Origin of the sequence: Marinicella marina (genome assembly GCF_030065545.1) — a bacterium.
GTDB lineage: Bacteria > Pseudomonadota > Gammaproteobacteria > Xanthomonadales > Marinicellaceae > Marinicella > Marinicella marina.
Genome location: NZ_JASJNC010000010.1, coordinates 75,070 through 96,669, shown reverse-complemented (window position 1 = coordinate 96,669; position 21,600 = coordinate 75,070). Strand labels below are relative to the sequence as shown.

General features: G+C 43.1%; 23 protein-coding genes. 6 read left to right on the top strand and 17 right to left on the bottom strand.

Annotated features, from left to right (window positions below):
• Positions 1–16: 16 nt before the first annotated feature.
• The 8 genes from QNI24_RS14390 to QNI24_RS14355 form a co-directional block, all read right to left on the bottom strand.
• Positions 17–757, bottom strand: a complete 741-nt coding sequence (locus tag QNI24_RS14390; protein ID WP_267177221.1) for a DUF6090 family protein — start codon at positions 755–757, stop codon at positions 17–19.
• A gap of 44 nt (positions 758–801) precedes the next feature.
• Complete coding sequence (locus QNI24_RS14385; protein ID WP_267177222.1) at positions 802–1,545, bottom strand: hypothetical protein; 744 nt, start codon at positions 1,543–1,545, stop codon at positions 802–804.
• 1 nt (position 1,546) lies between these two features.
• Complete coding sequence (locus tag QNI24_RS14380) at positions 1,547–2,314, bottom strand: DUF6090 family protein (RefSeq protein WP_267177223.1); 768 nt, start codon at positions 2,312–2,314, stop codon at positions 1,547–1,549.
• Positions 2,315–3,046 (bottom strand): hypothetical protein, encoded by a 732-nt coding sequence (locus tag QNI24_RS14375; RefSeq protein WP_267177224.1) that lies wholly within the window; start codon positions 3,044–3,046, stop codon positions 2,315–2,317.
• A complete protein-coding gene (locus QNI24_RS14370; RefSeq protein WP_267177225.1) occupies positions 3,046–3,825 on the bottom strand; it encodes a DUF6090 family protein in 780 nt (259 codons plus the stop codon). Before QNI24_RS14370 ends, QNI24_RS14375 begins: the two co-directional genes overlap by 1 nt.
• 276 nt (positions 3,826–4,101) lie before the next feature.
• Positions 4,102–5,424 (bottom strand): hypothetical protein, encoded by a 1,323-nt coding sequence (locus QNI24_RS14365; protein WP_267177226.1) that lies wholly within the window; start codon positions 5,422–5,424, stop codon positions 4,102–4,104.
• Positions 5,425–5,436: 12 nt separating this feature from the next.
• Positions 5,437–6,222 carry an outer membrane lipoprotein-sorting protein gene (locus QNI24_RS14360; protein ID WP_267177227.1) on the bottom strand — a complete coding sequence of 262 codons (786 nt, stop codon included), beginning with the start codon at positions 6,220–6,222 and terminating at the stop codon, positions 5,437–5,439.
• Entirely contained in the window at positions 6,219–8,759 is a 2,541-nt protein-coding gene (locus QNI24_RS14355) for an efflux RND transporter permease subunit (protein ID WP_267177228.1), read from the bottom strand. The genes QNI24_RS14360 and QNI24_RS14355 overlap by 4 nt, the downstream gene beginning before the upstream one ends.
• Before the next feature lie 117 nt (positions 8,760–8,876).
• Here QNI24_RS14355 and QNI24_RS14350 point away from each other — a divergent pair, with 117 nt between their 5' ends.
• The 3 genes from QNI24_RS14350 to QNI24_RS14340 all read left to right on the top strand — a co-directional run bounded on the left by QNI24_RS14350 (position 8,877) and on the right by QNI24_RS14340 (position 12,653).
• Positions 8,877–9,191 (top strand): ArsR/SmtB family transcription factor, encoded by a 315-nt coding sequence (locus QNI24_RS14350; protein ID WP_267177229.1) that lies wholly within the window; start codon positions 8,877–8,879, stop codon positions 9,189–9,191.
• Between the two features lie 129 nt (positions 9,192–9,320).
• The gene (locus tag QNI24_RS14345) at positions 9,321–10,223 is read left to right on the top strand and encodes a dienelactone hydrolase family protein (protein ID WP_283708752.1); all 903 of its coding nucleotides are present in this window, start codon (positions 9,321–9,323) and stop codon (positions 10,221–10,223) included.
• Positions 10,224–10,466: 243 nt separating this feature from the next.
• Positions 10,467–12,653, top strand: coding sequence for a carbohydrate binding family 9 domain-containing protein (locus tag QNI24_RS14340; RefSeq protein ID WP_267177231.1), 2,187 nt, complete (start codon positions 10,467–10,469; stop codon positions 12,651–12,653).
• A gap of 127 nt (positions 12,654–12,780) precedes the next feature.
• Here the strand turns inward: QNI24_RS14340 and QNI24_RS14335 are convergent, their stop codons facing one another.
• The 6 genes from QNI24_RS14335 to QNI24_RS14310 all read right to left on the bottom strand — a co-directional run bounded on the left by QNI24_RS14335 (position 12,781) and on the right by QNI24_RS14310 (position 16,352).
• Entirely contained in the window at positions 12,781–13,371 is a 591-nt protein-coding gene (locus QNI24_RS14335) for a LysE family translocator (RefSeq protein ID WP_267177232.1), read from the bottom strand.
• A 124-nt stretch (positions 13,372–13,495) separates the two neighbouring features.
• Positions 13,496–13,969: a hypothetical protein gene (locus QNI24_RS14330; RefSeq protein ID WP_267177233.1), complete on the bottom strand. Its 474-nt coding sequence runs from the start codon at positions 13,967–13,969 to the stop codon at positions 13,496–13,498.
• Positions 13,970–14,093: 124 nt separating this feature from the next.
• Positions 14,094–14,456, bottom strand: a complete 363-nt coding sequence (locus tag QNI24_RS14325) for a hypothetical protein (RefSeq protein ID WP_267177234.1) — start codon at positions 14,454–14,456, stop codon at positions 14,094–14,096.
• 103 nt (positions 14,457–14,559) lie between these two features.
• Positions 14,560–15,105, bottom strand: coding sequence for a hypothetical protein (locus QNI24_RS14320; RefSeq protein WP_267177235.1), 546 nt, complete (start codon positions 15,103–15,105; stop codon positions 14,560–14,562).
• Positions 15,106–15,224: 119 nt separating this feature from the next.
• On the bottom strand, positions 15,225–15,860 hold the full coding sequence (lepB, locus tag QNI24_RS14315) for a signal peptidase I (RefSeq protein ID WP_267177236.1): 636 nt from the start codon (positions 15,858–15,860) through the stop codon (positions 15,225–15,227).
• A 135-nt stretch (positions 15,861–15,995) separates the two neighbouring features.
• On the bottom strand, positions 15,996–16,352 hold the full coding sequence (locus QNI24_RS14310; protein ID WP_267177237.1) for a hypothetical protein: 357 nt from the start codon (positions 16,350–16,352) through the stop codon (positions 15,996–15,998).
• Positions 16,353–16,569: 217 nt separating this feature from the next.
• On the opposite strand from QNI24_RS14310, the gene QNI24_RS14305 reads away from it, so the two are divergent.
• Entirely contained in the window at positions 16,570–17,532 is a 963-nt protein-coding gene (locus QNI24_RS14305) for an integron integrase (RefSeq protein ID WP_283708751.1), read from the top strand.
• A gap of 158 nt (positions 17,533–17,690) precedes the next feature.
• Here the strand turns inward: QNI24_RS14305 and QNI24_RS14300 are convergent, their stop codons facing one another.
• Genes QNI24_RS14300 through QNI24_RS14290 form a run of 3 tightly spaced genes read right to left on the bottom strand, consistent with a single transcriptional unit; the run spans position 17,691 to position 19,883 of the window.
• Positions 17,691–18,248: a zf-TFIIB domain-containing protein gene (locus QNI24_RS14300; RefSeq protein WP_267177611.1), complete on the bottom strand. Its 558-nt coding sequence runs from the start codon at positions 18,246–18,248 to the stop codon at positions 17,691–17,693.
• 56 nt (positions 18,249–18,304) lie between these two features.
• Positions 18,305–19,669 (bottom strand): DNA repair protein RadA, encoded by a 1,365-nt coding sequence (gene radA / locus QNI24_RS14295; RefSeq protein ID WP_267177612.1) that lies wholly within the window; start codon positions 19,667–19,669, stop codon positions 18,305–18,307.
• The gene (locus tag QNI24_RS14290) at positions 19,662–19,883 is read right to left on the bottom strand and encodes a glutaredoxin family protein (protein ID WP_267177613.1); all 222 of its coding nucleotides are present in this window, start codon (positions 19,881–19,883) and stop codon (positions 19,662–19,664) included. Before QNI24_RS14290 ends, radA begins: the two co-directional genes overlap by 8 nt.
• Before the next feature lie 14 nt (positions 19,884–19,897).
• Here QNI24_RS14290 and QNI24_RS14285 point away from each other — a divergent pair, with 14 nt between their 5' ends.
• On the top strand, positions 19,898–21,277 hold the full coding sequence (locus QNI24_RS14285; RefSeq protein WP_267177614.1) for an L-serine ammonia-lyase: 1,380 nt from the start codon (positions 19,898–19,900) through the stop codon (positions 21,275–21,277).
• Positions 21,278–21,312: 35 nt separating this feature from the next.
• Positions 21,313–21,516: a hypothetical protein gene (locus QNI24_RS14280; RefSeq protein WP_267177615.1), complete on the top strand. Its 204-nt coding sequence runs from the start codon at positions 21,313–21,315 to the stop codon at positions 21,514–21,516.
• The last annotated feature ends 84 nt before the right edge of the window (positions 21,517–21,600 follow it).

The window sequence follows — 21,600 nt, the reverse complement described above, 5'->3', positions numbered from 1 at the left end:
AATTTTTTCTATTATCTTATTGCGATTCAAGTGCCACTTTTAACAACTGCTGAAAAGCTTCAACCTTGACTTTAAAATCAATTAAACGATGATTAATCGATGTATAAAAGCCCATGGTGTTTATGAACCGATTTCTAAAAGAGGCATCTTTACACACCTCTTCGAAAGGCTTGTCTAACCTAAAGCCCCAACCAGAATAATCTTGAATTGAACTGACATCATTGGAAAAATACGCATCAACAAAGGGGTGCCGATTAATGTGGTGAGCCCACATATTATTATAATGACTGGTCAGTTGCTCTTCCTCCTCTTGAATGTCAGCGATGTAATCACCAAACCCCTCTCTGAGCTCAACTGATAACAGCACTTGATAACTGTTTTGAGCAGCCAACTGATCGGCCACAACAGTCACAAAATTAGGTTGAACATCTTCAACAAAATCAAACAACAACCTTTCTAATGCCGCCTGACCTTCTGCCGAATAAGTACAAGTATCCAATGACTCACGCCCTGCACTCATGTCGCTGTTATTTGCTTGGTAATGATCTAATATTTTATCAATGCTGCTGATGTTTTGACTCACTTCTCGGTTAAGGCGTTCCAATGCAGCAACCATGCCTTTTTTGTTGTTTTGTGTTTCGTTCCAATTGGCCACTTGGATACCAATAAATACACCAACTACTACGATGATGAAGTCGATAAAGACGGCGAACCAGTTTTGCTCAGTGACGTGTCTAGTGATTCTTCTTAGTAGCATGATTATCTAAAGATGATGTTTTATTCATAAAATTAACTTTAATCTCAGCTCTGGTAACCCTTTAATGTGTTCAAGTATTGATTCAATCTTGTTTGTATTTCTAGCATATAAGCCACATAAATTTGCTGTAAGACCTCTACGCCAGACAGTGAGCCAATAATTTCCGTGTTATTACAGAGCTTCTCCACTGACAATAATTCATAACGATCGAGTGAATAAGGTTCAGTCGAGTAAAGGGGTTTGTCTCGACCTGAGTTAATGGCCAGGCCTGATTGTGTATTGATCAGCTTTTCTACTTCCTGAACGGTTTTGATGTAACGTTGCCATTGTCGGGATAAAAACTGCATTTCATCGGTGGTATTTTGCACTTCATCTCTGAGGGTGTCTGCAGTGATGATGGCCAGTTCACCGGTGTTCAATGCTTGAGTAGCAATGGGCAGTGAAAATCTTGGTGGTGGAAAGTCGCCCACTGACAGCACCGACTCCTTCATTTTGTCAATTTGATTGCTGCATGCTTGCTTATCTTGAACAGCCAAAGCAAATTGAGTTCGTTGTTTTAAGATATTCTTATGGGTTTCAATATACATCTGTAACTTAACTTCAACATCTTTGACCTCTTCATACAATCGATCAACCAGAAACTCTGCTTTTGCTTGATTCTGTCGCTCAGCATTCCAATTGGCCACTTGGATGCCAATAAACACCCCAACGACCACTATCAGAAAATCCAGAAAAACAGCAAACCAGTTTTGGTCTTTAACGTGTTCGGTTATTCTACGAAGTAGCATCTTATCGAATTTCCTTTTCTACTTTATCGATCAATTTCAATGTTTGATTACTAGTTTGTTCAAACTGTGCTTTATGTAACACAGTGTATTCAAGCAATGTTCTGAGCACCGCCTTGAGTTTGGGATTGTCCTGTATCATGCCAATTAAATCTTTTTCTGGAATTTTAATAAATGGACTCAGGCCAAATTCCTGACCAACAAAAATAGTTCGGTCACGAAACTTTTTATAGGTAGTTACATTTGAATCTCGCAATGAATTCCAATGCTGTGTATAGCTTTGTAGGTTACTAATGAGGTCCTGGTTTGAAATAATCTTTAAATCACCAGCAGCAATCAAAGAGCTGAAAGCTGTATTGGATTGTATGGGATAAAAATGTACACTCACCAGTTTCCAGAGTTGGTTTTTTCGATCTTCAGGAATTAATTCGTGGGGTGATAAAAGTAATTCTTGACCAATTAATGATGAATTAACAACAGGTATGGAAATTTTATCTAAAGGGATAAAACCAGCTTGTTCAAGCATATAGTTTGAAGTGTCTATATTAATTTTTGCCATGGCTGATGCTGATTCCAACATAGTTAAATCAAGCTTTAGGTCATCAAGTATTGCTATAAGCACCTCTTGTTCCCGTTCGGCTTCCACCCTGGCCTCATTCCAATTGGCCACTTGGATACCAATAAAAACACCGACTACTACAATGATAAAATCGATAAATACCGCAAACCAGTTTTGCTCGGTGACGTGTTTTGTTATTCTTCTTAAAAGCATTTATGGGTGACTCAAGTTAAGTGATTGATCGATTAATTGATGCAGCTTTTCAATCTGTTCAGACCAAGGAATTAGTCTTTTATTGATGAATGCATCGGCAATGTCCATATTTTCACTGATGGCATTGATGAATCGATTATTGGCATGTAATGCTTTCAAATTGCAATGACGAACCAATCTTATTTCATCTGCATCTCCTCTACTGGCTCGCTGCTTGATAGAATTTGAAAACTCATTTGTGATGTTGATAATTGAGCTCAGAGTCAGGTCTTGAAAACGAGTCAATAGTTCACTTCTATTTTGTAATTCCAGTATGCCATTTCGTAATGCAGCATCATCCAGTATGTTAACTTTCCCAGTTTCCAATAACTCTTTGATGGTGTTCAAAAATGGCAGATCAATCAAGATATTGATTGAAGATGGAAGCGCACACTCAATGTATTCATCAGTTAACTCACTGCCGTCTTCATTCATGATTTCAATCATGACTAAACTTGCTTCAAAATCTCGAATTCGACGCCTGATTGATTCTTCGACAAAAGCTTGTGCAAATTTAATGTCCTCATGCATGCGCTCGAGATACACCTTTTCTGCTTGCTTTTCCCTCAGCGCCTCATTCCAATTGGCCACTTGAATACCAATAAAAACACCGACCACAACGATGATGAAATCGATAAATACGGCAAACCAATTTTGGTTTTGGACGTGTTGGGTTATTCTTCTTAGTAACATCAGTTGGCTCCTCTGAATTTCTTGAGGTTATCAGTTAACTCTGGGTAATAATTTTTCAGACTGTATAAGCTGGCTTGTAGCTGAGCCAACCTCAGCCTTAAGTAAGGCAAAAACAATTCATGCGTTCTGATGGTAGCAGCTGCATCAGCAACCAAGTCCTCATTTAATAAAGGATCACATGGGTAGTCTATGGAATCAATGATGCCTTGATAGTCGAGTGGCTCAACATTTTTGTCACCACAGTGAATACTCAATGCCATTTGCACTTCACTGTGGATGTGCATGCGGAATATTTCTCGGTATTTAGACTCATAGCCACTGGTGTAAATGGAGTCATAAAAAGGAAACTCATACACAGCGATGGCGGTGTCTCTGAGTAACTGATCTTTGATGAGGTCCATCTTGCCGATTGAGACCAGTTCATCATAGGTAGACCGGCGTCTGGTGATGATATTGATCTGAGATGCCCGATAAGCCGCAATCACCAAATCAATGTCTTTGAGCTGTTTACCCGATTCCAAATCAGCTAGAACCCTTTCAGCGTTTTGTTGCACATCGGTGTAGTACTCAATCATGTATTCAAAATCCCAAGCTTCCTCAAAGATGTCATCCCTCAATCGTTCCGTGAAGTCAGCAGAAAGTTGGTTTTCCAGCCTGGTTTCATTCCAATTAGCCACTTGGATACCAATAAAGACACCCACTACTACGATCAGGAAGTCGATAAAGACGGCGAACCAGTTTTGGTTTTGAACATGTTGTGTGATGCGCCTGAGTAACATCACCTATTGCCTGTGAGATTTATGCACATGAAATCATCATCTCCGATGTGCGGTGAAGCAACGAGAAGTGGGTGCATCGATGCCATCCAACACCCAATCAGCCAGGCACTGACTGGATATGCTGTTCCGACCCGAAACACATTGCGTCGTTTCAGTTCGCTGAACAAGCTACTCATCAATCACTACAATAAAAACACACACTACATTTCCCCTCATCCCATAATTATAGCAAGGAATTATTAGGCTGCGGTGGTTAAATCATAGACCTTAAATGAATCAGAATTGGTAACGGATGCGGGTATACCAGTTGCTGGCATCTTCAAACTGACCAAAGAAGGTGTGATTATCTTGACCTGTAAATAAGTTACCGCCCAGGGTGAATTGCCATTGGTCGTTGTGCCGGTAGTTGACCGATGGTCGCCAATAACTGTCCTCATCGGTGGGTGAGTAAAAAACGAACAAAGACCATGTGAGCTTGTCTTGCATCGCTTGGTAGGTCAAACGATTGGTGATGACATAGCGATTTTGTTCTGGCTCAAATTCCGGGTTGAATGAATTGTTTATCAGCGTAACGTGATTGTCGGTGTGTTCCAGGTAAATCTGCGAACCCCAATTCAACTTCTTGACCAATTCCATGTTATACCCGACCAAGCCTCGCCATTGTGAATTAGGAATCAATGCTTGGTTACCTTGGCGGTCTTCTCTGGCTTGATGATGGCCTATTTCCAAGTTAAATATGCCTATGCCCAAAGCCGCTTGGTAACTGGCACCAAAAACATTTTTCTGAGGAAAAAAGGCATCGCCATTGGGGTTGATACCAGTGGGTGATTTTTCGATGCCATGATAACCATACAGTGCGAACTGATGGCCGTTGATGTTCTTGAATAACCGCAAGGCAATTTCTGTTGTTGAAGGGTTTTTCGGATTGATAACTTCACCACCCCCCACTTGCGATGAGCGCAAGGGAAAAAACAGCGAAAAACGTTCGCCATTGATAAAGCGGTCTGGTTCAGCTTTCGGAGTTACGACTAAATCCACGTTGGCGATATCGAAATAGCTGGTGATGCGTAATGCGTCAGCTGGTGCCTTGAGGTAATTGTCATCACGCCCTGCAAAAAACGACACCCAATCTTTCGGAAACAAGTCATTGATAAACAGTAAATCACCGGTGCCCCAAGTGCTGATTTGGCGGCCTAATTGGAAATCAGTTTGACCGAATTTTGAAAACTGCACATTGAGCTCACGCAAATCAAATTGTGATGTTTGCAACACATCATCGTACCAAACATCATGTGCCCAATTAAAATTGAAAGCATCATGTTCATACTCAAGTTCCTGATGCCACCTAAATTCACTCAATACCTGCTGACGAGCAAACAATCGATCGCTGTCCAATCGATCACCATAGGCCAACTCAAGAAAGCCAGCGTGTTGCCAGGCTGATGGCTCCTCATCCCAGTCATCGCCCCAGTCATCACCCCAATCATCTTGTTGAATATCAGTTCCGGCTTGCTCAGTGTCAACATCCTTTTGAGTGTCTTGGGCAAAGGCATTGAAACCACTCAAAGTGAGCAGCCCAATAACAATCAGTTTCAGCATCACCACAATCGCTTATTTAGGTGGGTTTCGTAACGAGCGTGTGGTGAACATACCATCAGCCATCTCTACATCATAACTGGGTCTTCTGAACTCTAATAAAGTATAACCGTTGCTCCTCAGGTCACTGACTTTGGATTTCATCACCGTTGGGTGGCCTTGTACAATTGCCACTTCCACCACCTCCACCTGTCGATACACTTCACCGGCTTGGTTGCTGTATGCGATTTTCATTGGCAAGAATGTTTGTTTGTCTATGTTCAACTCGTAACTGACAAACTCAACTTCAGCCGGTGCTTTGGGGGTGCTTTTTATCACGTAATACTGGTCAGTTTCAGACACCAATTGATGCTCATCTGCAGCTGGGTGGCGCCCAGAGACATCTTCATAAAAGAAATTGGCACCAACAAAACTGGTGCGGTTGTCACTGGCTGAAATCCTCTTCTCTAAATCCAATGCTGGTAAGTACAACCACCGATCATCATCGCTACCGGCTTTTTTGTGTACCAAGAACACCGTGCCTCTGACATCTGCTGGTCGAGAAAAAACCACCAAAAAATTTTGATCACCGTTATCCTTGCCATCTTCCACCACATCTTGTCGATAAATCACAAACTGGCGCAATTGTTTGTTGCCCTTGGCATCAACAATGATCATCCTTGCATCACTGCGACCATTTTCACCTGCATAGAACGAGGCTAAGTTGGCTTTTTCGATGATTTGATCCACTTTCAGTTCAGCGGCAGTAACCGCGATAGTGCTGCAGAGAAGAAAGCCCAATAAAAATAATTTATGCTTCATGATTCACTCCGGAAAGCCCAAGTTTTTAATAAATTCAGTACCGCTGGCAGCATCACCAAGGTAACCAAAGCCGAGACCGCCATGATGCTGGCTAAAAACACCCCCACGGTGATGTAAGGTACCAGTGGCGCCAACAACAGCGGTGTGAAGCCGATGGCTATGACCATGGCATTCTTACTGATGGCAGCCGCTGGCTCCTCAAACATCTGTACCATGGTGGCTTGAAAGTCATTGGTCGTTGCATGGATGTCTCTGGCCCGTTGTAAAAAGTGTATGGCAAAATCCACCGACAAGCCCAAAGTCAGTGCTGAGAGCACCGCAATTGGCATGTCATAGTCTTTGCCCACCCAACCAATCAAGCCGTAGATAAACGAGATGGTCAGCGTCAACGGTAACATCGCCAACAAACCAAAGAGCAAGCTCCTGAACAAAACCACCATCATCACAAACACCACCACAAAGGCACTGATTAGGCTCATACCCATACCAGCCACCATTTGTTCTTGCCAAACTTTATTCAAATAGGCTTTGCCAGCCCATTGCACGCTGATATTTTCTGGCGGCGGGTTTGTTTCAGTAAATTCACGCATGTAATCCACCACCCGGCTCATGTCTTGGTTATCACCACTGGCTAACTGTACCCAAATCACCGTACTGGTGTAATCTTGACTGACAAAATGCCATAAATCTTGTGGCCGGTGTGATGATTGGTATTGTAATAAGGTTTGTGCCACACCGGATTGAGATTGTGGTAGTTGGTAGGCATCCTGGCCGCCGCCTTGAAGCTCACGTTTCACCGTTTTAACCAAATCTGCCAAAGAGTTGGATTTACCCACCCAGCCTGAGTTTTGTAAACCTTGTTGTAAAGCCGCGACATAAGCCAAATGAGGCGGTGATTTGAAAACGTTGATGTCACTGACGGTTTGTTCAATCACGCTTATTAACTGATCCAAGCCAGCGGCCTCATCCTCATCAACTGCAAACAACTGATCTTCGGCCCAAAATAACAATTCATTCAGGCGCTCTGCCAGGCCACCATTGGCTTCACTGTAGGTTGATTTGGCTTGTTCAAACCATGGCATACTGACAAATTCTGCCTCTAACACCGCTTTGAAATCCTGCTCAATGGCCTTTACATCAGCCTCTAACACCAAATAAGCATCATAGGTCCCAGCAAAATGCGCATTCAGCACTTGATCAGCCACCCTGATGGGGTGATCGGCTTTGAACCAACGCACGGGGTTGTCGTTGATTTGAATTTTCATGATGCCCCAAACACTGATGGCCAAAGTCAACAAAAAGAAAAACAACACCGACTTACTGTGCGCCAAACCCAAACCACCGAGTTTTTTAATCAAGGCCGACAGGGCTGACTCACTGTGGTGCAACTGCTTCAAACCAGCCAAAGAACTGGGCTTTAACACAATCAAATAAGCTGGGATGAATAAAATTGTCAGGATAAAAGCCAATAAAATACCACCACCGACAAAAGCACCAAAGATCTGTACCGGTGGAATCGGCGTTAACATCAAAGAGAAGAACCCGATGGCTGAGGTGACACTGGTGAACAGCATGGGTTTGAATAAATCAGCCACCACACGGCCTATCACACCGGCTCTGTCCTCATCGTCATGGTAACGCTCAACAAAATCCGACATGATATGAACCGAGTCCACCACCGCAATCGGCATCAAAAATATGGCGATCATGGAACTCATGATATGTACCGTATAACCCATACCAATCATGGTTCCCATCACAGTAATCACGGTCACCATTGCCACTATCATCGGCGCCGCAATGAATTTAAAGTTGCGGAAGAAATACCACAACATCACGAAAATCATCAAACCTGCCAACGGTGCTGAAATACCCATTTGAATGAACATCTGGTAACCAAACGTATCCTCTGCCACCGGTAAACCAGTGATGTGGTACTCATCGTCGGAAGCCGTGTCATCAATGATACTCTGGATTGTTGTGGCGATGCGGTGGCTTTCATTCTTATCAGCAATCGGCACATAGATACTGGCTGCTTTTTGATCAGCAGAAACCAACGTGTTTTGCAACAAAGGCAGGCGTGCCACTTTCGCGGCCAATTCTGCCGCCTGTTTATCATTGACGGGCGGCTCTTTCATAAGCCACTCAAAGCGGATACCACCACCTGATAGTTGCTCATCATTGACCTGCGAAATGTTGTCCACGGTTGAAAGCGACATCAAATCATAATCAATCACACCGGTTATTTGTATCACTTGCTCAGTTATTGCGTGCAGCGCTGTCAATGAGCTTTGGTTATAAATACCTTGTTCGTGTTCACTGACAGCACCCACTACAATCATGTCATGTAGGTTGAACCTGGCTTTGACCTGGTTATGAAACTGTCGTGACACTTGGTCCTCTGACAGCATGTTTTCAGGATCAGTATCAATCTGAATCATCGGTATCAAAGCTGCGGTTACCGCCGTTAATAACAGCAACATAAAGAAGATCAGTTTGGGCTTTCTCAGGACGAATTGTGTGATTTGTTTTTGCATGGTCGCTATTATAAATGAATCACTGGCATTGTATATAAGTATTTTCTAATATTTAAAAGTTGTTTATTCAAGCCAATTGGTGCAAAATACCTGCCTTTATGAACCCAGTAAGGACAAATGCAACTATCAATTGATGAAATGATGGCTCATTCCGGCTCAGCATCTGAGCTGTTGAAGTTAATTTCTAACCAACAGAGGTTGTTGATACTGTGTTTGATTCATGACAAGGAAATGTCGGTATCTCAACTCAATGAAACCCTGCCACAATTGAGCCAATCAGCATTGTCTCAACATTTGGCCCAATTAAGAAAAGCTGAACTGGTTAAAGTACGGCGCGACGCCCAAACCATGTACTATTCATTGACCGACAGCAAAGCCGTCCAAATCATTCACCTGTTGCATGAGTTGTATTGCAGTGATGACTGCCCTTAACACCTCTACCTCTTACAGCCTGTCACAACACCATTCATTCTGACATTAATATTAATTCCAACATTTACATTTTTCGTTGACATCGCCTGTTGTAATATCGCTTTGATAATCAGTACAACAGGATAAACAATGAAAATGACAGAAGAAAAAAACCAACATCATCACATCCCACAAGAAGCCTTTGACTGGTATGACGAATATGCCCATGGCGGCATGGATCGCAGGACGTTCATGAACAAATTAGGCACATTGGCAGCACTCGGCTATTCCATGACCTTTCTGACCTCGGCCTTGATACCTAATTATGCACTGGCCGAACAAGTCTCTTTCAATGATGATGACATCCTTGCCACTTATGAAACTTTTGATTCACCTGACGGCCATGGCAAAGGCCAAGGCTATTTGGTCAAGCCAACCACTGAGAAAGCCAATTACCCTGTGGTGCTGGTGATCCATGAAAACCGCGGCTTGAATCCTTACGTCAAAGACGTGGCCAGACGCCTGGCCAAGGCGGGCTTTGTGGCCTTCGCACCGGATGCGCTGTTTCCTTTGGGCGGTTACCCCGGTAATGATGATGAAGGCAGAACCATGCAACGAAGTATGGATCGCGGCAAGATCCAGAATGATTTTGTAGCCGCAGCCAATTTCTTGAAAGCACACAAACTCAGCAACGGTAAATTGGGCGCTGTGGGGTTCTGTTTTGGTGGTTACATTGTCAATTATTTGGCCGCTGTGGACAGTGACTTATTAGCTGCAGGTGTACCCTACTATGGCACGCCAGCCAGTAAAGAGCTGCGCAGCAACATCAAAGCCCCTTTAATGATTCAATTGGGCGAATTGGATGAACGCGTTAATGCCTCATGGCCCGAATACGAAGCAGATTTGAAAGCCAATAAGGTCGACTACCAAATGCACATGTATGCGGGCGCGCACCACGGTTTCCACAATGACTCAACAGGGCGTTATGATGAGGAGAATGCCGAATTGTCATGGCAACGCACCTTGGCTTTTTTCAAAGATAAACTCAGCTGAAACCAAAGAATGGTATCAGGAAGGTCTCGGACATGAACCTTCCTGATTACTGCTTATGAGAAAACCATAAAACTTCAACAAATACCCACCCCAAATAGCCAACTACAAAAACGCCTAAAATAATCCGTTACCTTTGGGGGATAGGATGCGTTTATCCCTATAACTTACAATGCCATGCGCTTAGGACACACTTCGTAGAAAATGCTTAGATTTTTGGGGCTCACATTCATATCATTCCATGCAATGGCACAAACCATTGACACCCGCATCGACCCACAAAAAATACCTGTTATTGATGCCACCTTCCAAATTGATGGCAAGTTAGACGAACCCGAATGGCAACAAGCCCTCATCATTCCGCTGACCATAGAAGCCTCGCCGGCTGAAAACATCCCCGCCATGGTCAAAACCGAAGCCTATTTGATTGATCGCGGCGACAGCTTATTGGTTGGCTTCAGGGCGGAAGAACCTGAACCTGAAAAAATCAGGGCGTTCTTGCGCGATCGTGACTCGGCCTTTGATGATGATTTTGTGGGTGTGATTTTGGACACCTATAACGACGAACGTCGCGCGCTGGAATTTTTCGTTAATCCTTTGGGTGTTCAAATGGACCTGATTTTAACTGATAACTCTGAGGACTCATCATGGGATGCGATCTGGGACTCGGCCGGTAAGATCACTGAGTTCGGTTATGTGGTAGAAATGGACATCCCCTATAACGAATTACAAATGCCCGATTTACAGGGTGAAAAGACTTGGGGCATTTACGTGCAAAGAACCCACCCCAGAGATGTTCGCCGACAGTACCGTTCAGTACCCAATGACCGCAACAACAACTGCTTCCTCTGCCAAACCCCAAAATACAGCGGCTTTCACAACGCCGATCGTGGCCTGGATCTTGAAATCACCCCAACGCTGACCGGACTGTCATCTCAAAGCCGCGAAGTCACAGAAACCGACTATGGCCCCAGTGACACCGACTTTGAGGCCGGCTTGGATGTCAACTGGGGCATCAACTCAAACCTCACACTCAACGCCACACTCAACCCTGACTTCTCCCAAGTAGAGGCCGATTCAGCGCAATTGAATGTGAATAACAACTTCGCCCTGTTCTTTCCTGAGCGCCGTTCCTTCTTTTTAGAAAATTCAGATTATTTCGATTCGAATATGAACTTGGTCTACACCAGAAACATAGCTGACCCAGATTATGGGGTGCGCTTGGTGGGTAAATACGATGCCAATGCCTACGGCTTTTATTACGCCAAAGACACCATCACCAACCTACTCATACCTGGTACCCTAGGCTCTGGTTTCACCACTTTAATGACCGAATCAAATAACTTAGTCGGCCGATACCGCCGCGATTTTGGTGAACATGCTTCCACCTTTGGCGCCACCATCACCAGTCGTGAAGGCGGCCAAAACAACCAAACTTACAGCAACACCGTGGCATCAGCTGATGTTAATTACCGCCTCACACCCAAAGATTCATTTCGGGTCCAATTCGCCCGCTCTGAGACTGAATACCCTGATGAAATCAGTGAATCGAACGACCAGCCCGATGAATCGTTCACTGGCCAATATTACCTGGCCCAATACAACCACAACGGTCGCAACTGGCGCCTCAACGCCTTTCATGAGAACAAAGACGATGGCTTTCGCGCTGACAGTGGCTTCATCAGTCAAGTCGGCATCAAGCGCTCGGTGATTGGCGGTGGCTATCAATGGATCGGCACCAGTGACACCACATGGAACCAAATAGACATCTACTCAGATTGGGACATCACCCATGACCAGAACGACCAAGTGCTTGAAAAGGAGTTTGAAGGCAGAATCAGTATTGACCTGCCCTTACAAACCAACATCAGGTCAGGCTTGGGCGTGCGCGACCGCTTCTGGGACGACCAACTGTTCAGAGAAAACTTTCAATACGCCAACCTGCACATGAAGCCCGTCAGCGGTTATGACTTTGGTTTGCATTTGAACCGCGGTCATGCGGTGGATTTTGCCAACAGCCGCTTGGCCGACTCAAAACGCATTGACTATCATTTTGGTGGCAACTTTGGCCGTCATTTCAACTACCGCGTATCCTACGTCTATAATAACCTATCGATTGATGGCGACCACATTTTCACCGCCAACCAATACGACATCAGATTGTCCTACCAGTTTAACCTCAGACAAAGGCTGCGCCTGGCCCTCATCCACACCGATGTGAACCGCGATTTAAGCCTGTATAACGAACCCGATGACTTCAATAAAAACAGCGAAAACCTCTCTACCCAACTGATTTACTCCTACAAGGTCAACCCCAGAACCCTGCTGTTCGTCGGTTATTCCGATGCCGGCACCGAATTCGACGACATCGAATCTTTCGTCAAAACCGATAAAAATGTGTTCGTTAAGTTCAGTTATGCTTGGAAGCGGTGAAATTAAGCAACCTTTATATATTTACTTTAACGCCCGACTAACGGGCAAATTGTTGCTTGGCTATAATTGTGACGAAGGAACAAAGCCAAGCGTAATTTGTCCCTGTTTAATTGCTTGTTAGGCGAATTTACATCAATGCATAGACTACAGCTATTACCATAAAAATGGCGAATACTATGCGAATTGCTCTTGCTTGTTTAGGATTGGAGAATATGGGTCGTAGTAGACCACCAAACATTAACCAGACAGTATCAACTAAAGTAGCCACAATAAGACAAGTTAAGCCAGTTACAATGTAACCAATAGTCGTATCTGAGAAAGGTAACAAGAACTGGGAAAAAATAGCTAAAAATGCCGCGTAAGCTTTTGGATTTAGTAAATTAAGAATAAAGCCATCTTTAAAGTTTGGAGCAGATTGAGCTTTATGAGAGTTAACTACAGGCGTAGAAGCGATTTTAAATGCGATATATAAAATGTATGCCCCGCCAACGACTTGGCATGTAACGCGAAAACTTGGAAACTGAGAAAACAACGCAGCCAATCCAGCGGTAGCACCAACAATTGCGACACTAAGTCCAACTAATATACCAGCTAAAAATGGAATACCTTTTTTAACGCCGAATGTCGCCCCAGTGGCCGCTAACGCCAATGGTGCTGGTCCGGGTGAGCCAAGTAAGAGTGCCGTAGTTGTGATTAATACAATAAATGATTCTACCAATTATCAATTCCTTTAAATACACCTAGATTAGAGGTTCGCCTAACGCCGAGTTAAGGGGCCAAGCAAGCTGTTTGCTTGGTCCCAGTGTGTGCATGCTTTTTGCACGCACGGCTTGAACGACTTGTTATAACTTGTTTGGCCATAAAATTGTTTCATTGTCAGATTCAAAGAGATAACTGCATTGCATTTGGGATAATTTTTTATAATCAAACCAAAACATGATACCAATTGTGTCATACATTAATAATTCATGCTCTGGAATTTCCTCTGATGACCAATCTTCAAATCTTGCAATTTCATTTGTATGCTTCGTTATAATCTTTTTGATTTCGTCTATTTCTACACCAAATAAGTTTTTATTAAATAATGTATGACCACTTCCCATGATTGTGATAGTGCCTAAGCGCCAATTGTCATCTTTGTTAAATGTGAATGTTAGATTTCTGTTCGTATACCACAGCTCTCTATTCCAGTCCCCTGTACCTTCAACGTATTCACTTTCATCAACTCGATCAGGTTTGCCTAGACTGGATATGATTTCCTTTTCTAGCATTCCAAATTGTACATTTCCAATTCCATTACCAGGTAAAATTTTCATTATTTCTTTTTAGTTATAACGCCTTTGTCAGCCGCGTTTTGGTTGTAGCGGATTTTTGTGCAAAAGTGGCCGAAGGTCATGCACAAAAAGGAGTGAAGACCAAAACGTCAACTGGACAAACTTGTTAGGCATGTTTAGTTGCATACCCTTTAAAAACGACACTTAAATATGAACCTATTTCATTGAAGCCAATTACCACATGATGAAAGCTAGAGATTTCCTCTTTGCTAATTTCTCCAATAGATACGAGATTATTGATTGTTTGAGAATCTATAATTTCTATCGCCCCATCATATTGGAAAATCTTCGAATCTAGTTCGTCTTCCACTAAGAACTCAAAATGAGATACCTCGGAGAAAACAATTTCACAAGCCCGATTTTCAAATGACTTAAATTGAACCAATAAGGAATACTTGTCCCATTTGATAATTGGACCTTCTTCGGTATCAGCAACAGAAAAAGGAAGTCTAAAGCTACGTGTCTGCATGTTCTTGATGCCTAACGCCTTACTAATGGGCGCATAAATGCTTGGCTAAAATTAGCGACGAAGGAGCGCAAGCCAAGCGTTTTGCGTCCTTTTGAGTAACTTGTTAGTTACCATTTTCACGGAACTTGGCAATTCTTTGTTTTGCTATCTCGAACGAATTACCTTCCCAGATATCTATTTTGCTACCTTCAGCGAAATAGTTATCAAGAAAATTCTGAGCAAAATGCCAAGGGTGGTACTCCCAGCCGTTATTTTTAGCATTGGCGGAATTACGAATCCATAGATCCCAAATTGCCACTTCAATTGTATCTGATAAGTGAAGTTGCTGTTTAACGTAAAGCCTCCAATCTCCATTAGTTGATTCGAAAAAGCTTGGGTGTTTCAAGTTAAACTCTTGAAGGGCAACTTCAGTTTCATTTGGCAATTTTTCCAACACGCTAATGATATAGAGTTCAAAGAAGTAATCTAATGGTTGCTGTGCCTTATAATGAGGAGCCAAAGTGCTCATTACATCATCATATGACTTAGGGTATTCAGGCATTTTAGGTGGAATATAATGCTCTTGGTTCAATTGATTTCCCTTTTCAATGGCTTCAACACTAAAGCCAGCCAGTACAACGGCTAAAAATAATACTCGCAGATTTAGCATATGCTTCCTTTGGTAACTAACGCCCGCAACAGCGGAATATTTGGAGTGGATTGGTTTGTGCCAGCATAGCTGAAGGCACAAACCAAGTAACGGAAAATATTTCCGACTGCTTGCGTTTGTTATGCGCTGGGTGGGGCATAGGATTCTAGCGGTCTATTTCCGTGAATAACCTTACCTTTAATCTGACCTCTTGAGATTAATCCGATGAACCTAGAGTCGGCACTATTATCTCTGTTATCGCCTAAAATGAAATACTTGCCTTCTGTGACCTTAATAGGTTCGAGGGAGGTTATTTTTCCTTCACCCGGCGTGAATGTGATCAAATAAGAAGTGCCGTCAATTTCTTCGCTCAGCACTATTTCTCCAATCCCGTTTTTATCAGGGACATTACCGAAAAAACTTTTAGGCTCAATGTTCTGACGGATTTTTTCACCATTGAGATAAACAACGTTATCTTTAATGCTAACTGTATCCCCCGGTATTCCAATAATTCGCTTAGTTGCAACTACATTTTTTGGAATATCAAAATACATAATTAGATCGCCCCTCTTGGGCTGACCCGTTTCCAACAAGACTATATCTGTATGAGGGAGCCTGAAGTCATAAGCGAGGTGATTAGAAACGACGATATCGTCATACCAATACGTAGGAGCCATAGACGGCCCTGCGATAGTAAACGCTTTGACATAGGCAGAACTTATGCCCAGAAAAAGCAATAGCAAAAGACTGGTCTTGAATGCCCTAGAAATTTTCATGTTGTTGATCTCCTTTTGGCGCATAACGCCTATATGTGGGGCTTTTGCTGCGGGAGTGGAGTTTTGGCGTAAAATGGCGAAGCCATGCCAAAACGGAGCGTAGCAGTAAAAGTCCCTACGATATACTTGTTATGTTTATTTTGTCCAAACATTAGTAATATTCTTTACGTATACATTTTCAGGGTCATCCTCATCACGAAAAAGGTACCCAGAGTCTTCTAGTATTTCTTGATCTATTAGCTCATTTAATATCTGTTCAGTTCGATCTGGATAAGAGAAACCACTATCACGACTACCACTTTTAAAAGGCCAATCATCATATGTGTCAGATACAAACTGAATTTGGTCGCCTTGGTTTTGTAAAAGATACCACGTAACTATTGAAGACTGAGCAAAGTTCCCAGCCAGCTCTCTCTTTTTACTGCCGTTCAAATGACTAAAAGAAATCATTTCTTTTTTTGTTTCATTTATCAGAACGTATTCGACACCCATTGGGCTCCCTTAAACATAACAATTTAATATATGTGCATTAATGCTGTATAACGCGATATTTGCGTATTTTAATGCACTTAGAAATCATGAATCTTAGCATAAGTCATTGATTTCTTACAAAGTAGGGATTTAATGTATACACATATATCCAGTTATGGGCGGATATATTTGCACGAATGCATTAATTTACGCTGATTACCGGGTAAACGTGCATTTTATGAAATTATTAGATCGTGTTGCATTAAAAATAAAATTTTTACATTACAGTGAAAATACAGAATTAACTTACATTTATTGGATAAAGAAATATATTGTTTTTCATGGCAAAAGACACCCACAAGAAATGGGGAAAGTAGAGATTGAAATATTTCTAAGCCATTTAGCCAAAGAAAGAAATGTTTCAGCAGCAACTCAAAATCAAGCGTTCAATGCTTTGTTATTTTTATATAATCGAGTATTAGGAATTTCACTTGAGGGCGAAAAAATCAATGCATTGAGAGCTAAACAAAGGGTGCATATACCAATTGTTTTAAGTCCAAATGAGGTTAAAAGCATCATCGATTCTTTCCCAATAAACAATTATCAATTAATCTTAAAAACAATTTACGGATGTGGCTTAAGGTTGTCTGAAGCTTTAAATTTAAGAATTAAAGACATTGACTTCAGTTACAATCGATTGATTATATGGGACAGTAAATCATTATCTGATCGGACACTTCCCTTACCAAAGGAGCTGTTTAAACCGCTTAAATGCATCATTAATGAAAACAAGAATCAACACAATATTGATATTAGAAATGGATTTGGCTCTGTTGAAATGCCCACTGCATTAGCTAGAAAATACCCTAATGCGCACATGGAATTTAAATGGCAGTATGTTTTTCAAATGTCAAACATTTCACGTCATAAAAAATCAGGTATATATAGGCGCCATCATGTATTAGAGAGCACTTTTAGTAGGAATCTCAGAACAGCTGTTTTGAAGTCACAGGTAAATAAAAAGGTAACGTCACACACTTTCAGGCACTCATATGCAACACACTTACTTCAAGCTGGCCTTGATATAAGAACCATACAAGAACTTTTAGGTCACAAACGTTTAGAAACGACCATGATCTACACTCATGTAGTAAAAGAACTTAGCGAAAAAAATCGTTTTAGCCCTTTGGATTATCTTTAAATATACCGACCAAAGCAAATATTCAATTAATTTGACTTAAGTTTGTTGCATAAAAAATTCGACTTTGCTTTGCCGCCCTCAAAATGACACCTATACTAAGCCCATAATAATCAAATTAAAATCATTTAAAATGGTATTAAACCATTTCCTAGAGCCCATTATTTCGATATTGAATAGGGATCTTCTGCCAACAGGTAGGCACGCAAATCTGCTTTGTTGGGCTGGGCATTCAACCACGCCCTCATGGCTTTCACTTTTTCGTATGATTCAGTACCAAACTTGGATTCATAGATGGCTGCTAAATTATCGGAAACGCTTTGTTTTAGTAATCTATTTTGCCATTGTTGAGTGACGATATTGTTCAATGCGCCTGCCACACCCTCTGATTTGAGCAGCTCCCATTCGCCCTTATCCAACCAGATGCCCCCAACAGCTTTGCTGTAATCCAATCGATGCTTGGTTTGGGCGGTGACTTTGTACTTGGTCATTATTGCGCCGGTGACAGGGCACATCAGTGCCTTTGATGAGTCTTGTGATAAATCTTCTGACCATTGGGCATCACCAGAAATTTGCTGTTCGAGGTTGTTTTCTTTCCATGCAACAAAGTCTTCGACAAGTATCCAATCACCGCCACACTTTGAACAGGTGTGGGCCCTGAAAAGACCATCGATGAAACTGGGTTCCAGCACGCCAAAATTACAACTTGTACAATTCATTTTCTTTCCTCAAAAGTGGCCTTGATGGGTAAAGCCCATCCTACACTAATTTAAAATCACACCAAATCCACCACTTCGCTGACCTGATCAACGGTGATGATTTTGATGTTCAAGTCTTTGACCCATTTACCGGCGTTGCCTTTGGGGATGATGGCGGTTTTGAAACCGTGGTTGGCGGCTTCTTTCAGGCGGTCCTCGCCGTTGTGTACGGGACGCACTTCACCGGTCAGACCAACTTCACCGAAGACAATGGTGCCTGCTGGCAGGTAACGGTTTTTGAAACTTGAGATGATGGCAATGATGATCGCTAAATCCGCCGCAGTTTCGGTGATTTTCATGCCGCCTACAGCGTTCAAGAACACATCGTGGTCGTGTATGGCTAAATGGCACATGCGATGAAGAACAGCCAACAACATAGCCAACCGATTGTGCTCAAGACCGACCGATAAACGGCGCGGATTACCCAAGGGGCTCTGATCAACCAATGCCTGAATTTCCACCAACAACGGTCGGGTGCCCTCGCGGGTACACATCACCACCGAACCGGCTTTATCGGCTTGGCGCTCGCTCAAGAATATGGCCGATGGGTTTTCGACTTCTTTGACTCCGGTCTCGGTCATGGCGAACACGCCGATTTCATTGACCGCTCCAAAACGATTCTTTAAAGCACGCAACACACGGTAGCGGCTGTTACCATCTGATTCAAAGTACAACACGGTATCGACCATGTGTTCCAGCATGCGTGGGCCCGCGATGGCGCCATCTTTGGTCACATGACCGACCAAAATCACAGTGATTTTGCTTTGTTTCGCCATTCTGACCAATTGGGCCGCAGCTTCTTTCACTTGTGAGACCGAACCCGGGATGGCGGTCAGTTGTTCACTGAATAAGGTTTGGATCGAATCAATCACCACCAAATCAGGTTTTTTCTGAAGGGTGGTGGCGATGATGGCTTCGACTGAAGTTTCTGCCATACAGTCCAAATCATCAGCCCTTAACCCTAAGCGACTGGCGCGCATGGCGATTTGGGACAAAGACTCTTCACCGGTTACGTACAAAGGTGTAATCACCTCAGCAATCTGTGCTGAAACTTGCAGCATCAAGGTGGATTTACCGATACCCGGATCACCACCCAATAGAATCACTGAACCCGGTACGATGCCACCGCCGAGCACACGATCTAATTCTTTGATGTGTGAGGAAGTGCGCTGTTGTTGTTTGGTGCTGATTTTACCCAATTTTTGAATCGATGAATCACCCGAGTAGTTGGCGTAGCGATTGACTTTAGCAGTACCAGTGGTGGCTGCAATTTTAATTTCATCGATACAGTTCCATTCTTTACACGCACTGCACTGCCCTGACCATTTAGAGGTGGAGTGACCACATAAATTACAGACAAACTGGGTTTTGGCTTTAGCCATTGACTAACTCCTGGGCTTGGTCGGTGGTGAAAGGCCAGTTCAACTCTGTATCGCCATTGGAGAGTACTGGAATGCGGATGTGGTAGGCTTTGATCAGTTCCTCAGAGGTATCAATATCAACCTCAGTAAAAGCGATTCCGGCAGCCATTAACTCTTCTGCTGCATACTCGCACAACGGGCACTCAATTCTGCTGTATAATTTCAATTTTTTCATGTGCGTAGTTTATCATGGCAGTCAGTGTATTTGACCTCTTTAAAATAGGCATAGGCCCCTCCAGTTCACACACCGTAGGACCGATGCGTGCAGCCAATATGTTCATCGCTCAAGTGATGTCACATAACTTAGCTGACAAAACCCACAGCATAGTTACTGAACTGTACGGTTCGCTCAGTCACACCGGTCGTGGCCATGGCACAGATAAGGCCATCATCCTGGGTTTACTGGGTGAAGAACCAGATCAAGTGGACCCAGATGCCATTCCAGGCATGCTTGAACAAGTCGATGTTGAACAACAAATCAAGGCCAATGACCAACTCACTCTGGTGTTCAAAAACAAAGTGCATTTGAAGTGGCACAAACGCAAAAAACTGCCCCTACACTCCAATGGCATGCAATTCACTGCATTGGATAAAAATGGCGATGAGTTATTGCGCAAAGCCTATTACTCAGTCGGCGGTGGTTTTATTTTAGCCCACAGTCACTTGGCCAAAGAACACATCATGGAAGATGATTCGGAGTTACCCTACAAATTCACCTCGGGTGATGAATTGATTGAGCTTTGCCATGAGCATGACATGACCATTGCACAAATCATGTATGTGAATGAAGAAAAGTGGCATGACAGGACGCAGATTGATGCCAAGCTGGATGAAATCTGGCAAGCCATGGAATCATGTGTCCAACGCGGTATCAAAGCCGATGGTGTTTTACCCGGTGGACTTAAAGTGGCCAGGCGCGCACCAAAAATATTCCGTGACTTGGATAAACGCTCGGAAAAAGACTTATCCGATCCATTGACCGTTTTGGATTGGATTAATATGTACGCACTGGCGGTGAGTGAGGAGAATGCAGCAGGTGGACGCGTGGTTACCGCACCCACCAATGGCGCAGCTGGCATCATCCCCGCGGTACTGCATTACTACAAAGAATTTGTTCCAGATTCAACCCAACAAGGCATCCGTGATTTTCTATTAACGGCTGCGGCAGTTGGTATTCTTTACAAAACCAAAGCTTCTATTTCTGGTGCTGAAGTGGGCTGCCAAGGTGAAGTGGGCGTGGCTTCCTCCATGGCTGCCGCTGGATTGGCTGCGGCCCTGCACTTATCACCCGATGAGGTTGAGAACGCCGCTGAGATTGCGATGGAACATAACCTGGGTCTGACCTGTGACCCGATTGGTGGTTTGGTACAAATCCCTTGTATTGAACGCAATGCCATGGGCTCAATCAAATCCATCAATGCCGTGCGCATGGCCGATCGCAATGATGGCGCGCATACGGTGTCATTGGATAAAGTCATCAAGACCATGAAAGAAACCGGTGATGACATGAAAGAACACTACAAAGAAACCTCTCGTGGTGGCTTAGCAGTGAATATCATTGAGTGTTAAAAGTAATTAATTACTACCTACAAAATAATTAAAAAATGAGCAGAATTAAAGTGATCAGGAAAGGCGACGGAACCGCCATTCAAAACAATTCAAAACAGTTTGTTTTCGTTAAGAACGGCGTAAATTTCTCTCTGTCGTTTGAACAAATGAAGCAAATGGCTGAATTGTTCAATGGATTAGAGGACGGCACCTTGATAAAAATTGACCCATCCTCTGAGGATATGGCTCGCGGCGAATAACCTGATAATTGAAACAATAACGCCTATCAAGGTGTTTTTCTGAAGGACAGCTAATAAACACAGAAACAGCTGGATTCAAAAACA